Consider the following 13155-nt stretch of genomic DNA (forward strand, 5'->3'; position numbering starts at 1 on the left):
GCCCTAGCGGAATTCTTCGGGGATGGCGTGGCGCAACACGCCTTCCTCGAAGTCCAGCAGGCCGGCTTCGCGCTGGGTGAGCAGGTAGTAGAGCAGGGTGTCGAGCGAGCGTTGCGGCGGGACCTCGACCGCCAGCATCTTCACTGCTTGCTCGGTTTCACAGGCACAGCCGAAATCCAGCAATGCCGCACGTACCTGGTCGAGGGTTTCCGGAGGTTTGACGACCACCCGGAACACCGAGCTACCGCTGCTGTGGCGCAGTTCTGCGAACCAAGTTTCGCCTTCTTCCTCACGTGTGTCGATCACGTCGCCCGGGGCGATGCCATAGACATGGAAGGGGATGTTGTCGACGGCATAGCCGCCTTCTACGGCCTTGGCCCACAGCCCCTCGACCGAAGCCGGTGGGTAGCCGTTCTCGTCCTGTTCCAGGCGGAACAAAACCTTTTTGTACGCGCTGTTCATGCAGTACTCCGCTTCAGTTGCGCGCCGGGCGCAGCACCAGCCACAAGGCCAGGCCAATCAGCAGGCCGCCGTATAGGTGCGCCATCGACAATGGCTCATTCAGCAGCCATGCACCCCACAATACGCCGAATACCGGGATCAGGAACGTTACGGTGCTGGCTTTTACCGGGCCGATTTCCTCGAGCAGGCGGAAGTAAAGAATGTAGGCGAATGCCGTGCACAGCAGCCCCAGGCCCAGCAACGACAACCACACGTCCCAACCCCCCCAGCTGGCGGGCGGCTGGGAGAGTGCGCTCCAGCCGAACAGCGGGGTCAGCATCAGTGTGGCGCCGAGCATGCTACCCAGGGCGGAAAGACGGCTGTCCAGGCCGCTGATCCAGCGGCGGGCGAGGAACCCGGCAAAGCCGTAGCAGGTAGTGGCCGCCAGGCAGGCGAGGGCGCCTTGCAGCAGGGCCATGTCCAGTGCCACCGGGCCGGCGCCGCTGAGGATGCCGACGCCGAACAGGCCAAGGAAGATGCCGCAGAGTTTGGCCAGGGTCATTGGCTCGCGGAAGAACAGTACGCCGACCAGCACGCCCATCAACGGGGTGGTGGCGTTGAAGATCGCCGAATAGCCGGCCGGCAGCACCTGGGCCGCCACCGAGTAGAAGGTGGCGGGGATGCCGGAGTTGATCATGCCCAGCACCAGGCAGGCACCGAGCTTACCCTGGAAGTCCCAGCGCACCCGGGCGGCGGCGAGTAGCACGATCAGGCCCAGGCAGGCGATGGACACCCGGAAGAACGCGGTCGGCACCGTGCCCAGTTCGGGGGCGATGATGCGCATGAACAGGAAACTCGCTCCCCAGACGGCGGCAAGGGTCAGCAGGCGGGCTAGGGCGATGGGGCTCACAACGGTCTCCGAAGGCAAGGCAGGGGCGCGAGTGTACGCCAGGGGGCGGGGGGATTCTTGTGCTTTCTTGCTGTGTAATTCCTCTCGGGCTGCGGGGCTCTGGGCAAGGCAGGTGCAACTACAGCTCGGGGCTTCAATGGCAGTAACCCATGAAGCCAAGGGCGGCTAAGCTCTGTACTCAATCCCAGCTCCGAGGCCCCACGCATGTCCCAGCCCTGGCCCGCTGTCGAAATCGCCCGGATGATCCTCGCCGGCTTCGACGACTACCGCGATCATTTCCAGCGCATCACCCTCGGAGCCCGCAAACGCTTCGAGCAGGCGCACTGGCAGGACATTCAGCAGGCCGCCGCCGCCCGCATCAATCTCTATGAAGAGAAAGTCGCCGAAGTCAACGGCTGGCTGCGTCAGGCTTTTGCCACGGAGGTGCTGCTGGACGTGGAACAGTGGCCACTGGTGAAAAACGCCTATATCCACCTGATCGACCCACGGCTGGACGACGAGCTGGCAGAGACCTGGTACAACTCGCTGTTTTGCAGCCTGTTCAGCCATGACCAGATCAGCGACGGCTGCATGTTCATCCACACCACCCGGCCTTCCATGCGCGGCCGCGAGCGCGTCGCGCAAACCCGTACCTATCGGCTTGACGGCAGTCTCAGGAACTTGCTGCGCGCGGTGTTCGCCGATTACCCATTCGACATGCCCTATGGCGACCTGGAGGGCGACCTGACGCGGCTGGAAGAACAACTGCGCGAATGCCTGCCCGACTGGGTGTGCAAGGACCCGGCGCTGGCCGTGGAATTGTTTGTACCCGTGCTTTACCGCAACAAGGGGGCCTATCTGGTCGGCCGCCTGTACAACAGCGATGAACAGTGGCCGTTGGTGATTCCCTTGCTGCACCGCGAGGGCCACGGTATCGAGGCCGATGCATTGATCACCGACGAGGCCGAGGTGTCGATCATCTTTTCGTTCACCCGCTCTTACTTCATGGCCGATGTACCGGTGCCGGCCGAGTTCGTCAATTTCCTCAAGCGCATCCTTCCAGGCAAGCACATTGCCGAGCTATACACCTCGATCGGGTTCTACAAGCAGGGCAAGTCGGAGTTCTACCGCGCGCTGATCAACCACCTTGCCAGCAGTGATGACCGCTTTGTCATGGCGCCAGGGGTGCGGGGCATGGTCATGAGCGTGTTCACCTTGCCCGGCTTCAATACGGTGTTCAAGATCATCAAGGACCGCTTTTCGCCATCGAAAACCGTGGACCGCGCCACGGTGATCGACAAGTACCGGCTGGTGAAAAGCGTCGACCGGGTGGGCCGTATGGCCGACACCCAGGAGTTTGCCGATTTTCGCTTTCCGCGCAGCAAGTTCGAGCCGGATTGCCTGGCCGAGTTGCTGGAGGTGGCACCGTCGACGGTGGTGCTGGAGGGCGACACGGTGCTGATCCGCCACTGTTGGACCGAGCGGCGCATGACACCGTTGAACCTGTACCTGGAGCATGCCACCGAGGGCCAGGTGCTGGAGGCACTGGAGGACTACGGCCTGGCCATCAAGCAGCTGGCGGCGGCAAATATCTTCCCCGGCGACATGCTGCTGAAAAACTTTGGCGTGACCCGCCATGGCCGGGTCGTGTTCTACGACTATGACGAAATCAGCTTCCTGACCGAGGTGAATTTCCGCCACATTCCGCCACCGCGTTACCCGGAGGACGAAATGTCGGGCGAGCCGTGGTACTCGATAGGGCCGCATGATGTGTTCCCCGAAGAGTTTCCGCCGTTTCTGTTTGCCGATATGGGCCAGCGGCGGTTGTTCAGCCGCTTGCATGGGGAACTGTATGACGCGGACTACTGGAAGGGGCTGCAGGCGGCGATACGTGAAGGGAAAGTGATCGATGTATTTCCGTATCGGCGCAAAGCCCGGTGAGTCAGGTCGAGCAGGCCTGTCACTCCTTCAAACACTTCATCTCACTCAAATGGGAACGTACCTTGCCCAACCGTTCCTGCAGGAACCGCCGCTGCTGCGGAGTGCTTTGCTGCACCAGGTCCACCAGCAGGCTGCGCGCCTGCCGTTCGGTATTCTGATACGCCGCCCGGTACTCGGGTGTCCACAAACTCTCCTTGCGCTGCAACAAGGTCGCCAGGCGCGGCTCGAAGCTGGAGTCGTTGCGCTGGTTCATCGCCAAGAGCAATTGCTGCTGCCAGTGGGCGCGGTTGGCGATCCATTCACGGTTCTGGTCACCCAGCGCTTGAGACCAGGTCTGGATGCGTTGCTTCTGTACCGCAGTCAACTCGCCAAACCAGGGTGCCAGGCGTTTTTCCATGCGCTCGCTACGGCGGGCAATCTGCTTCGGCAAGGGCGTATCCACATACTGCTTCTGCCGCTCACTGATGTCTTCGCGGAAGGCCTCACGCATTTTCGCTACCTGGTCGTCGCTCATGCCACGCAGCAGTTCGGTGGCTGACGGGGTGATTTCCTCGGTCACCCGACCAATCGCTTCACGCACGTCGAGGGTGCTTTGTTGCAGGGCCTGGTCGGTCACCTGGCCGGCGGCGACCATGCCACGTAGCCGATCGAGCCAGTCGAGGTAGCCGGGCAGTTGAGTCTTGCAATGCCAGGCCAGGTGCTCGCGCAACCGATCGTCCAGCAGCGCCCTTTGCTCGCGGTTCATGTCCAGGTAGTCGCTCAGCGACCACGGCACCAGGCGGTCGAGGTTGCGATAGGCCAGGTCGATGCGGCTGCAGGCGGCCAAGGCCAGGGCGAAGCCGATGGCGATAAGCAGGGCTTTGGGCAGGCGTAGCGGCATGTGCTGTTCCTTCCTCAGGCTGGCCAGAAGGTAGATGCAAGTGCGGGCTGGCGGTTCCACTGCATGAGTGGTCGGGCCATGTGGTGGCTTCAGGTGTAGAATAGCCGCCTTGTCTTGAGGATCATCGGAAATGGCTCTGCTTGGGCGCTACAACAGTTTGCAAATCGTGAAACACGTGGACTTCGGTCTGTACCTGGACGGCGGCGCCGATGGCGAGATCCTGCTGCCCGGGCGCTACATCCCGAAAAACGCCGAGACCGAGGTCGATGACTGGTTGAACGTGTTCATCTACCTGGACAGCGAAGACCAGCTGATCGCCACCACCGAGAAGCCCAAGGTGCAGGTTGGCGAGTTTGCCAGCCTGAAGGTCAAGGACATCAACGGTGCCGGTATCTTCCTGGACTGGGGCCTGTCCAAGGACTTGCTGATGCCGTACTCGGAAGAGGCACGGCCGCTGAAGATTGGCGATTACTGCGTGGTGCACGTGTACCTCGACAAGCGTACCCGCCGGATCACTGCCACCTCGCGCCTGGACCGCTATCTCGATGTCACCCCGGCCGACTACAAGGTTGGTCAGCCGGTCGAGCTGCTGGTGGCCGGCGAAACGCCGATGGGCTTCAAGGCCATCATCAACAACCGCCACTGGGGCCTGATCCACAAGAACGAGGTGTTCAAGTTCTTGCGCTCGGGCATGCACGAGAAAGGCTTCATCAAGGAAATGCGCCAGGACGGCAAGATTTCACTGAGCCTGCAGCCGGTAGGCGCTGCCCTGGCGGACACCCTTCAAGAGCAGATCATGGCGCGCCTGGAAGCCGAAGGCGGGGTGTTGGGGGTGTGCGACAAGAGTGACCCTGCGCTGATCAGCAAACTGTTCAACGTCAGCAAGGGCAACTTCAAGAAGGCCATTGGCGGGTTGTTCAAGCAGGGCCTGATCGTCATCCATGACGATCGTATCGAGAAAGCCTGACCGCGTTACGGCTGTACGAAGTTGCGGAAGTCCAGCTGCTCGCCACCCGGACGGGTGTCGCGCAGCAGCGAGTCACGGTCGGCGCTGAGGGCCAGGCTGATGGTGGAGCGGCGCTTGCCAGGCTTGCGCACTTCCATCTGCTCCAGGTGAGCCTTGAGGAAATTGGTGGGTACCTTCAGGTGCTGCAGCTCATCGCTTTCTGGCGTGTGCAGCAGCAGGTTGACCCAGTCGGCCTGGCCTTTGCCCAGCAGTGCCACTGGCACTTCGAACCACCACAGGTTGCGTTTGTTGTCCAGGATGGCGAACAGCGTATTGCTGCTGGTCAGCACCGGGCGGGCCAGTGCTTCGTTGCGCCGGGCGATGGCGGCGGGTTTGTCGAGTTTCATGCAGGTTCCTGCGGGTTGACGCTATGAAGGCCTGCATTGTGAGGGGTGGCACGGGGCGGGGCAAGGTTTGTAACTGGCGGCGCATGTGCGAGCCTCTTCACCGGCTTGTGCGGTATTCGCCCGCAGTCTTACCGTCCGGCTTCTGACCGGGAAATCCGTTGAAACTCCTGGAGAAGGCGTTGGGTCCACCTAATGTCGACACGGTTCACGTGTCTCCATTTGCAGGAGTTTTGCCATGAGCGGTACTAAAGACAAAGCGAAAGGCTTGGCCAACGAAGCGATCGGCAACGTGAAACAGGGTGTTGGCAAGGTGACCGACAACGACAAGCTGCGCGGCGAAGGCAAGGCGCAGGAGTTGAAAGGCGAGGCGCAACAGATAAAGGGCAATGTGAAGGATGCGGTGAAGAAGCCTTGACTTGAGACGGCCTGTGCCGGCCTCTTCGCGGACGAACCCGCGAAGAGGCCGGCACTATACGTAAGCAAATTCTTCAACCACGGCCGGGAGCAGCACAGCACGGGCAGGGTCTATTAGACTTGTCTGTTGTAACGATCAAGCGGCGAAAGGAGACGCTATGATTTTCCCCGACCTGCGCGGCTTGCCCCTGCACCGCGTGCTGGTTCGCACCGTCAAGGAATTCCTCGACGACGAGATGTCCACCTATGCCTCAGCGCTGGCCTACCAGGCGCTGTTCTCGCTATTCCCCTTCCTGTTGTTCCTGATTGCCCTGATCGGTTTCCTGCACCTGCCGGACTTTTTCTCCTGGCTGCGTCTGCAATCGGAACTGGTATTGCCGCCCCAGGCGCTGGAGCAGGTGAATCCGGTGATCGACCAGTTGCAACAATCCAAGGGCGGGCTGCTGTCGGTGGGTATCGTGATCGCCCTGTGGACCGCCTCCGCTGGCGTGCGCCTGATGATGAGCGCCATGAACGCCGCCTACGATGTGCCCGAAGGTCGCCCGGTGTGGAAGCGTATCCCGCTTTCCATTTTCTACACCGTGGGCCTGGCTGGCATGCTGCTTGCGGCCGCAGCACTGATGGTACTGGGCCCCCAGGTGATGGAATGGATCGCCGCCCAGATCGGCATGCAGGAGTTCATCGTCACACTGTGGACCATCCTGCGCTGGCCGGTGATCATCATTCTGCTGATGGTGGCAGTGGCCCTGATCTATTACGTGATGCCTGATGTGAAACAACAGTTTCGCTTCATCACCCCAGGCTCGGTGCTGGCGGTGGTGGTGTGGATCGTGGCCTCACTGGGCTTTGCCTACTACGTGAAGACCTTTGCCGATTACAACGCCATGTACGGCAGCATTGGTGCAATCATCGTGCTGTTGCTGTATTTCTATATTTCGGCCGCCGTGTTGTTGCTCGGCGCCGAAATGAATGCGGTGATCGAGCACATGTCAGCCGAAGGCAAGAACCCGGGCGAGAAAGACTTCGACGAGGATAAGCCCAAGGAAACCTTGACTGTACTGGGTCACGAGCACCCGAACCCGAGCAAGCCTCATAGCGTCGAGCCGAACCCCTGATGATCCGTGACATTCTCAAGATGGGCGATGAACGCCTGCTGCGCATCGCACCGCCAGTGCCCGAGCACATGCTTGGCAGTGCCGAACTGCAGCAGTTGATCGACGACATGTTCGAAACCATGCGTCACGTAGGCGGTGTGGGCCTGGCTGCCCCGCAGATCGGCATCGACCTGCAGTTGGTGATCTTCGGCTTCGAGCGCAGCGAGCGATACCCCGATGCCGAGGCGGTGCCGCAGACCATTCTGCTGAATCCGGTCATCACCCCGACCTCCAGCGAGGTCGAGGACGGCTGGGAAGGTTGCCTGTCGGTGCCTGGCCTGCGCGGCGTGGTGCCGCGCTTCAAGCATATCGGCTACCAAGGCATCGACCCCCACGGCAACCCGATCAGCCGCTTTGCCGATGGCTTCCATGCACGGGTGGTGCAACACGAGTGCGACCACCTGATTGGCCGGCTATACCCCTCGCGCATCCAGGACTTCGCCAGGTTCGGCTACACCGATGTGTTGTTCCCCGGGCTCGAGGTCAGCGAGGACTGACCTCGCTGCAGGGCTACCAGGCGTTTGTTGCGCTGATAGCGTTGCAGGCGGCTAGCCAGGGCTTCTGGCAGTTGCTGGGCCAGGTCGAAGCCCAGGCGCTGGTAGAAGGGCGTTAGCTCGGGATGACAGAACAGCCAGACAGGCCCGCCAACTTGCACCAGCGCTGCCTCGACCAACCGCGCGGCCACCCCTTGGCTGCGTCGCTGCGGGTCGACGAACAGGCCGGTCAGCCAGAACCCCTCACTCACCGCACTCAAGCTCAGCCCGGCGATGATGCCAGGCGCCCGTGCTACCCACAGTTCGGCGTCGCTTGCAGCGCGCATGCGTGAGCTGTGCTGGCGGTAGAAGTGGTCCAGCAAACGGCGTTCTGTGTCCGAAAGCTTCGAACAGGACAATTGTTCAGAAATGGTGAGTCCTACCCTGAAACGTGGCCAGAGGCTCTGGCCTGATGATTTGCGGCCACGTTGTCGCAGATTGTTGCAAAACCGGCAAGGGTGAATATCCGACTCCGGGGTTCAACTATTGCTGGCCGGGAGTAGAATTTTGTTCATCCCCCCTGGCAGTACGAAGCGGGATCGGTACTTCGTGCCATCTAGACCATAGATGACAACTTCTCCGCGCCGGATACGGCAATAGAAGTCAATCGATCAGCTTGAACGCGCAAAAGGCAAAACCACATGAAACCATTACTGATTCTTGCATTGGTCGGTATGTCCTCGTTCGCCCTCGCCGATGAGGCCAAACCCGTTTCCAGCGAGCCTGTGGCTCAGCAGTACGACTATTCGATGAACCTGGACATCAAGCGGGTGATCAACCTGTCGACCATCCCCAATGTCTGCGAAGTGGTACCTGCGACCATGACCTATGAAGACCATCAGGGCCAGGTGCACACCATTCAGTACCGGGCCATGGGTGAAGGTTGCCAGCAGGGGTGATAGATAGGTAGTGCGATGAAAGTTGCTGCTGGCTTCCATGTGATCGCCGCGGCATTTTCACCGCCCGTGGGATCGAGCGCCGCCCGCGCGGCGCATCGCGAGCAAGCTCGCTCCTACATTTGTTTCGGGCCAGTTATTCCTGAGGCAGAAGCGCGCGGCCCTTTGGCGTCCTCCTCGATATCGGGTGGCGCAAACAAGGCGGTCGCGCGCGTAGGCACAGGCAATACTGGCCCGAAACAAATGTAGGAGCGAGCTTGCTCGCGATGCGCCGCGCGGGCGGCGCTCGATCTCTCAGCTGCCCCCCGTCAAAATATTCTCCTCCACTGTCGATTTCCCCTCCCTCAGTTCGACCATAAGTGAAGGCACGCACGCAGTGTGCCAAAACACCCTGTCCTGTCGGAGGACCCCCGATGAGCACCGCAGCCGAAACCGAAATCCGCCAATTGATCGAGCGCTGGATGCAAGCCGTGCGCGATCGCGACATCCCGGGCATCATCGCCCCCTACGCCGACGATATTGTCGCCTTCGATGCCATCCAGGCCCTGCAATTCAAAGGCAAGTCCGCCTACACGGCGCACTGGGAAATGTGCATGGGCATGTGCACCGGCCCCATGGTCTTCGAACTTGCCCAACTTACCGTGCACGCCGCTGGCGATCTGGCCCTGGCCCATTGGCTGAACCGCTGCGGCCCGGGCGATGACGAAAGCCAGTGCGGCTTCATGCGCGCCACGGTGGGCTATCGTCGTCAAGGCGGCCAGTGGCAGGTAATCCACGAACACTGGTCGGCGCCTTTCGACATGGAAACGCAAAAAGCCCTGTTCGATCTCAAGCCCTGAGCCGTTATCGCCAAACGCACTTAGCCAAATGCCCTGGAGGCGACCATGAAATACCTGTGCCTGGTCTATTGTGACGAGGGGCTGTTGCACAGCCTGCCCGACAGCCCGGAAGACGCCGAATGCATGGCCTACGCCGAAGCCATTCACGGTTCCGGGCGAATGCTGGCGGCCGAGGCGCTGAAGTCGGTGCAGACTGCTACCACGGTGCGCATGCGCAACGGGCATATGAGCCTGACTGATGGCCCGTTTGCCGAAACCAAGGAGCAACTGGCCGGCTTCTACCTGGTGGAGGCCCGCGACCTCAACGAAGCGCTGAGTATCGCCAAGGGCATCCCTGCCGCGCGGGTCGGCAGTGTCGAGGTGCGACCAGTGCGCGAGCTGCAACCCTGACCGCCAAGGAGAACAATCAGCATGAGCCTTGCACCCATTGCGCAAGCGCAACACGAGTTGTCCATCAGCCGCCTGATCGACGCACCACCGGCCAAGGTATTCCGCGCCTGGACCGAACCCCAGTGGCTGATGCAGTGGTGGGGGCCGCACGGCATGACCACCCCGGAATGTGAAATGCAGTTGTGGGCCGGTGGCCTGTTTCGCACTCTGATGCGGGCGCCGGATGGCAGCGAGTACCCGAACCAGGGCGTTTTTCTGGAAATTGCCGCGCCACGCAGGCTGGTGTTCACCGATGCCTTCGGCCCTGGTTGGGTACCGTCGAACAAGGCCTTCATGACCGCCGTGATCAGCTTTGACGAGGAACAGGGCAAAACCCGTTACACCGCCCGTGCCTGGCACTGGAATGCCACTGACTGCCAGGCTCATGAAGAAATGGGCTTCTACCAAGGCTGGGGAGAAAGCCTGGACCGTCTTGTGGATGTGGTGACCCAGCGGATGCCCGACTGATGACAGCACCGGCACAGGTGCGCGCCGAAGTCGAGGCCGTGTACCGGCAGGAGTCGCGGCGCATCCTGGCGACACTGATCCGCTTGCTGGGTGATTTCGACCTGGCCGAGGAGGCCATGCATGATGCCTTCTTCGTTGCCGTCGAACGCTGGCAACGCGACGGCATCCCCGCCAACCCGCGAGCGTGGCTGGTCTCTGTCGGGCGCTTCAAGGCCATCGATGCGCTGCGCCGGCGCGCCCGCTTCGACCGCTCCCAGGCTGACTTGAGCATGCTGCTGGAGGGCCAGGCGCAGGACCCCAGTGAAGAAGAACTGCTGGCGGATGACCGCCTGCGGCTGATCTTCACCTGTTGCCATCCGGCCCTGTCGCCCGACGCTCAGGTGCCATTGACCCTTCGCGAAGTCTGCGACCTGACCACCGAGCAGATCGCCCGCGCCTTTCTGCAAAGCCCGACAACCATCGCCCAGCGCATCGTGCGCGCCAAGGCCAAGATCCGTGACGCCGGCATACCGTACCAGGTACCAGAGCTGAATGAGCTGCCTGAGCGCCTGGAAAGCGTGTTGCGGGTGATCTACCTGGTGTTCAACGAGGGCTATTCGGCGTCATCGGGCGAGACCCTGCTGCAGCAGGCGCTGAGTGATGAAGCCATTCGCCTGGCGCGGTTGCTGGTGCAGTTGCTGCCCGACCCGGAGGCGGTCGGCCTGCTGGCGTTGATGTTGCTGCAGGCGTCCCGGCAGCGGGCGCGTATCGATGGCCAAGGCAATCTGGTGGTTCTGGAGCAGCAGGATCGTAGCCTGTGGGACCGGCAGTTCATTGCCGAAGGCTGTGAACTGGTGCGCCAGGCCCTGCAGAGCCGTGCATTCGGGGCCTATACCGTCCAGGCGGCGATTGCTGCTGTGCATGCCGAGGCGGCGACGGCTGAAGAAACCGACTGGGGGGAGATCGTCGGGCTGTATGACGTATTGCAGCGGTATTGGCCATCAGCGGTGGTGGAGCTGAACCGGGCGGTGGCGCTGGCGAAGCGGGATGGGCCGGAGGTTGGCTTGCGGGAAGTCGAAGGGATCCTGGCGCGGGGGGAGTTGCTGGACTATCACCTGGCACATGCGGCGCGCGCCGAGTTGCATTGCCAGCTGGGGCAGGTGGACGCGGCGCGTGCGGCCTGGCAGCAGGCGCTGGCCTTGACACGGCAGGCGCCAGAACGGCGGCATATCGAGCGGCGCTTGCAGGCTATCGAATGATGTGGGGTGTGCCGGCTCTTTGCGGGCCAGCCCATATCCCACAGGATGCCCGCTAAATCAACGAATTAGCGGGTTACCCAGGAGAGCAGCCTTGAAGTAGGTGCTGGCTGCATCACACTTCAGCTAGCCACAAAGTTCGGCGGCGACACCAGCTCGACGGTCTGCTGTTTGCGCGGTGCCAGGATCTCGGCTTCACCCGCGACCACCAGCTCGTCGTTCTGGTTGTACACGTTGGTGGCGATGCGCACCTTGAACTTGGGCAGCTTCTCGAGGATTTCCAGGCGCACGGTCAGGGTGTCGCCGATTTTCACCGGCTTCTGGAAGCTCATCTGCTGGCCCAGGTAGATGGTGCCAGGGCCAGGCAGTGTGCAGGCCACTGCAGCACTGATCAGCGCGCCGCTGAACATGCCGTGGGCAATACGTTCGCGGAACATGCTCTTGGCGGCGAACTCGGCATCCAGGTGAACCGGGTTGTGGTCACCGGACATCGCAGCGAACAGCTGGATGTCGCGTTCTTCAACGGACTTCTTGTACTCGGCCTTCTGGCCGACTTCGAGGGCTTCGTAAGGCGTGTTGGTGACCTGGGACATCGATGCTTCCTTAAGCGTTGGGCGAGGGCGGCTATCATTCGCTGCGTGCAGGGCGGCCAAGGGCCAGCGCCTGTTCAAGCCAGCCGAGAATGTCGGCGATGACCTCGCCACGGTTGGTTTCGTTGAGTACTTCATGCCGCGCCTCCGGATAGACGCGCAGCTGTACATGTCGATTACCGGTCGCGCGCAGGGCGTCGGCCAGGTGGGTGAGACGCTTGCCGGCACTGACCGGATCACATTCACCGCCGATCACCAGCATCGGCAGGTTGGGATCGATTTGCGCGAGGTTACCCGGCTGACTGATCTGCGCCAAGCCTTGTAGCAGGTCGAGCCACAACTGGTTGGTGCAGCGAAAGCCACATAACGGGTCGTTCACGTACTGATCGACCTCGTCCGGGTCGCGGCTGAGCCAGTCGAATGCGGTGCGGTTGGGCTTGAAGGCGTTGTTGAACGAACCGAAGGACAACCATTCGATCAGTGCACTCTTGCCCAGTGGCCCCTGGCGCCAGGACTCCAGCCGGGCAATCAGCCGCGCAAAGCGGTACAGCACGGCCGGTTGGTAGTTGGAGCCGCTGAAGATGGCCCCGTGCAGGCTGCCACTGTGATGCAGCAGGTAGGCCTGGGCGATGTAGCTGCCCATGCTGTGGCCGAACAGGAACAGCGGCGTGCACGGGTACTGCTGGCCGATGTGCTGGGCCACACATCCCAGGTCGTTGACTACGGCATTCCAGCCATGATGTCGGGCGAACAGGCCGAGGCTGCCCAGTTCGGCAGTGCGCCCGTGGCCACGCTGATCGGCTGCGAACAGGGCAAAGCCGGCCTCGCTCAGGGCTTGGCCCAGGCGCTGGTAGCGCCCGGCATGCTCGGCCATGCCATGGGCCAGCAGCACCACGGCCTTCACCGGTGTGGCCGGCAGCCATTGGTGTACGTACAGGCTGCAGTGCTCACTGGCGGGCAGCCAGAAGGCGTCGTGGGGCATGGCGGGTCCTTGTGCGCGCGGTTACCCGAACAGTGTATGCACAACCGGCCGGATTGCAGGAGGGGCACAAATAAGATTCACAATGTTAATGGCGGCACTTGGCGTATATGC

At 61.9% G+C, this 13155-nt stretch carries 17 protein-coding genes; 10 read left to right on the top strand and 7 right to left on the bottom strand.

Features of this window, described 5'->3' with window-relative positions:
- Positions 1-3: 3 nt before the first annotated feature.
- Positions 4-462 carry a DUF4265 domain-containing protein gene (locus GST84_06875; GenBank protein ID XGB12098.1) on the bottom strand — a complete coding sequence of 153 codons (459 nt, stop codon included), beginning with the start codon at positions 460-462 and terminating at the stop codon, positions 4-6.
- Between the two features lie 13 nt (positions 463-475).
- The gene (locus tag GST84_06880) at positions 476-1351 is read right to left on the bottom strand and encodes an EamA family transporter (GenBank protein XGB12099.1); all 876 of its coding nucleotides are present in this window, start codon (positions 1349-1351) and stop codon (positions 476-478) included.
- A gap of 204 nt (positions 1352-1555) precedes the next feature.
- On the opposite strand from GST84_06880, the gene aceK reads away from it, so the two are divergent.
- The gene (gene aceK / locus GST84_06885) at positions 1556-3271 is read left to right on the top strand and encodes a bifunctional isocitrate dehydrogenase kinase/phosphatase (protein XGB12100.1); all 1716 of its coding nucleotides are present in this window, start codon (positions 1556-1558) and stop codon (positions 3269-3271) included.
- A 19-nt stretch (positions 3272-3290) separates the two neighbouring features.
- Here the strand turns inward: aceK and GST84_06890 are convergent, their stop codons facing one another.
- Positions 3291-4151: a hypothetical protein gene (locus tag GST84_06890; GenBank protein XGB12101.1), complete on the bottom strand. Its 861-nt coding sequence runs from the start codon at positions 4149-4151 to the stop codon at positions 3291-3293.
- 130 nt (positions 4152-4281) lie between these two features.
- Here GST84_06890 and GST84_06895 point away from each other — a divergent pair, with 130 nt between their 5' ends.
- Positions 4282-5118, top strand: a complete 837-nt coding sequence (locus GST84_06895; protein XGB12102.1) for a GntR family transcriptional regulator — start codon at positions 4282-4284, stop codon at positions 5116-5118.
- 5 nt (positions 5119-5123) lie between these two features.
- Here the strand turns inward: GST84_06895 and GST84_06900 are convergent, their stop codons facing one another.
- A complete protein-coding gene (locus GST84_06900) occupies positions 5124-5504 on the bottom strand; it encodes a hypothetical protein (GenBank protein XGB12103.1) in 381 nt (126 codons plus the stop codon).
- 235 nt (positions 5505-5739) lie between these two features.
- Here GST84_06900 and GST84_06905 point away from each other — a divergent pair, with 235 nt between their 5' ends.
- The 3 genes from GST84_06905 to GST84_06915 all read left to right on the top strand — a co-directional run bounded on the left by GST84_06905 (position 5740) and on the right by GST84_06915 (position 7569).
- Positions 5740-5919 carry a CsbD family protein gene (locus GST84_06905; protein XGB12104.1) on the top strand — a complete coding sequence of 60 codons (180 nt, stop codon included), beginning with the start codon at positions 5740-5742 and terminating at the stop codon, positions 5917-5919.
- A 157-nt stretch (positions 5920-6076) separates the two neighbouring features.
- Entirely contained in the window at positions 6077-7033 is a 957-nt protein-coding gene (locus GST84_06910) for a YihY family inner membrane protein (protein ID XGB12105.1), read from the top strand.
- Positions 7033-7569: a peptide deformylase gene (locus GST84_06915; GenBank protein ID XGB12106.1), complete on the top strand. Its 537-nt coding sequence runs from the start codon at positions 7033-7035 to the stop codon at positions 7567-7569. The genes GST84_06910 and GST84_06915 overlap by 1 nt, the downstream gene beginning before the upstream one ends.
- Here GST84_06915 and GST84_06920 read toward each other — a convergent pair.
- Entirely contained in the window at positions 7524-7928 is a 405-nt protein-coding gene (locus GST84_06920) for a GNAT family N-acetyltransferase (protein XGB12107.1), read from the bottom strand. The genes GST84_06915 and GST84_06920 overlap by 46 nt on opposite strands.
- 318 nt (positions 7929-8246) lie before the next feature.
- On the opposite strand from GST84_06920, the gene GST84_06925 reads away from it, so the two are divergent.
- From GST84_06925 to GST84_06945, 5 genes are all read left to right on the top strand, one after another.
- A complete protein-coding gene (locus GST84_06925; protein XGB12108.1) occupies positions 8247-8504 on the top strand; it encodes a DUF2790 domain-containing protein in 258 nt (85 codons plus the stop codon).
- A 410-nt stretch (positions 8505-8914) separates the two neighbouring features.
- Positions 8915-9340: a DUF4440 domain-containing protein gene (locus GST84_06930; protein ID XGB12109.1), complete on the top strand. Its 426-nt coding sequence runs from the start codon at positions 8915-8917 to the stop codon at positions 9338-9340.
- Positions 9341-9385: 45 nt separating this feature from the next.
- A complete protein-coding gene (locus GST84_06935) occupies positions 9386-9730 on the top strand; it encodes a YciI family protein (protein ID XGB12110.1) in 345 nt (114 codons plus the stop codon).
- Positions 9731-9751: 21 nt separating this feature from the next.
- Positions 9752-10237, top strand: coding sequence for a polyketide cyclase (locus GST84_06940; GenBank protein ID XGB12111.1), 486 nt, complete (start codon positions 9752-9754; stop codon positions 10235-10237).
- Positions 10237-11475 carry a sigma-70 family RNA polymerase sigma factor gene (locus GST84_06945; GenBank protein XGB12112.1) on the top strand — a complete coding sequence of 413 codons (1239 nt, stop codon included), beginning with the start codon at positions 10237-10239 and terminating at the stop codon, positions 11473-11475. The genes GST84_06940 and GST84_06945 overlap by 1 nt, the downstream gene beginning before the upstream one ends.
- 119 nt (positions 11476-11594) lie before the next feature.
- Here GST84_06945 and GST84_06950 read toward each other — a convergent pair whose 3' ends face one another.
- Positions 11595-12065 (bottom strand): 3-hydroxybutyryl-CoA dehydratase, encoded by a 471-nt coding sequence (locus GST84_06950; protein ID XGB12113.1) that lies wholly within the window; start codon positions 12063-12065, stop codon positions 11595-11597.
- Positions 12066-12099: 34 nt separating this feature from the next.
- Positions 12100-13044: an alpha/beta fold hydrolase gene (locus tag GST84_06955; GenBank protein XGB12114.1), complete on the bottom strand. Its 945-nt coding sequence runs from the start codon at positions 13042-13044 to the stop codon at positions 12100-12102.
- Between the last annotated feature and the right edge of the window lie 111 nt (positions 13045-13155).

It is taken from the genome of Pseudomonas putida (genome assembly GCA_041879295.1).
In the GTDB taxonomy this organism is placed as follows: Bacteria; Pseudomonadota; Gammaproteobacteria; order Pseudomonadales; family Pseudomonadaceae; genus Aquipseudomonas; species Aquipseudomonas putida_Y.

What these genes read in the sequence shown, in the direction of transcription:
- GST84_06875 (XGB12098.1), bottom strand. Translation starts at nt 462, where the DNA reads ATGAACAGCGCGTACAAAAAGGTTTTGTTCCGCCTGGAACAGGACGAG.
- aceK (XGB12100.1), top strand. Translation starts at nt 1,556, where the DNA reads ATGTCCCAGCCCTGGCCCGCTGTCGAAATCGCCCGGATGATCCTCGCC.
- GST84_06890 (XGB12101.1), bottom strand. Translation starts at nt 4,151, where the DNA reads ATGCCGCTACGCCTGCCCAAAGCCCTGCTTATCGCCATCGGCTTCGCC.
- GST84_06895 (XGB12102.1), top strand. Translation starts at nt 4,282, where the DNA reads ATGGCTCTGCTTGGGCGCTACAACAGTTTGCAAATCGTGAAACACGTG.
- GST84_06900 (XGB12103.1), bottom strand. Translation starts at nt 5,504, where the DNA reads ATGAAACTCGACAAACCCGCCGCCATCGCCCGGCGCAACGAAGCACTG.
- GST84_06905 (XGB12104.1), top strand. Translation starts at nt 5,740, where the DNA reads ATGAGCGGTACTAAAGACAAAGCGAAAGGCTTGGCCAACGAAGCGATC.
- GST84_06910 (XGB12105.1), top strand. Translation starts at nt 6,077, where the DNA reads ATGATTTTCCCCGACCTGCGCGGCTTGCCCCTGCACCGCGTGCTGGTT.
- GST84_06915 (XGB12106.1), top strand. Translation starts at nt 7,033, where the DNA reads ATGATCCGTGACATTCTCAAGATGGGCGATGAACGCCTGCTGCGCATC.
- GST84_06925 (XGB12108.1), top strand. Translation starts at nt 8,247, where the DNA reads ATGAAACCATTACTGATTCTTGCATTGGTCGGTATGTCCTCGTTCGCC.
- GST84_06930 (XGB12109.1), top strand. Translation starts at nt 8,915, where the DNA reads ATGAGCACCGCAGCCGAAACCGAAATCCGCCAATTGATCGAGCGCTGG.
- GST84_06935 (XGB12110.1), top strand. Translation starts at nt 9,386, where the DNA reads ATGAAATACCTGTGCCTGGTCTATTGTGACGAGGGGCTGTTGCACAGC.
- GST84_06940 (XGB12111.1), top strand. Translation starts at nt 9,752, where the DNA reads ATGAGCCTTGCACCCATTGCGCAAGCGCAACACGAGTTGTCCATCAGC.
- GST84_06945 (XGB12112.1), top strand. Translation starts at nt 10,237, where the DNA reads ATGACAGCACCGGCACAGGTGCGCGCCGAAGTCGAGGCCGTGTACCGG.
- GST84_06950 (XGB12113.1), bottom strand. Translation starts at nt 12,065, where the DNA reads ATGTCCCAGGTCACCAACACGCCTTACGAAGCCCTCGAAGTCGGCCAG.
- GST84_06955 (XGB12114.1), bottom strand. Translation starts at nt 13,044, where the DNA reads ATGCCCCACGACGCCTTCTGGCTGCCCGCCAGTGAGCACTGCAGCCTG.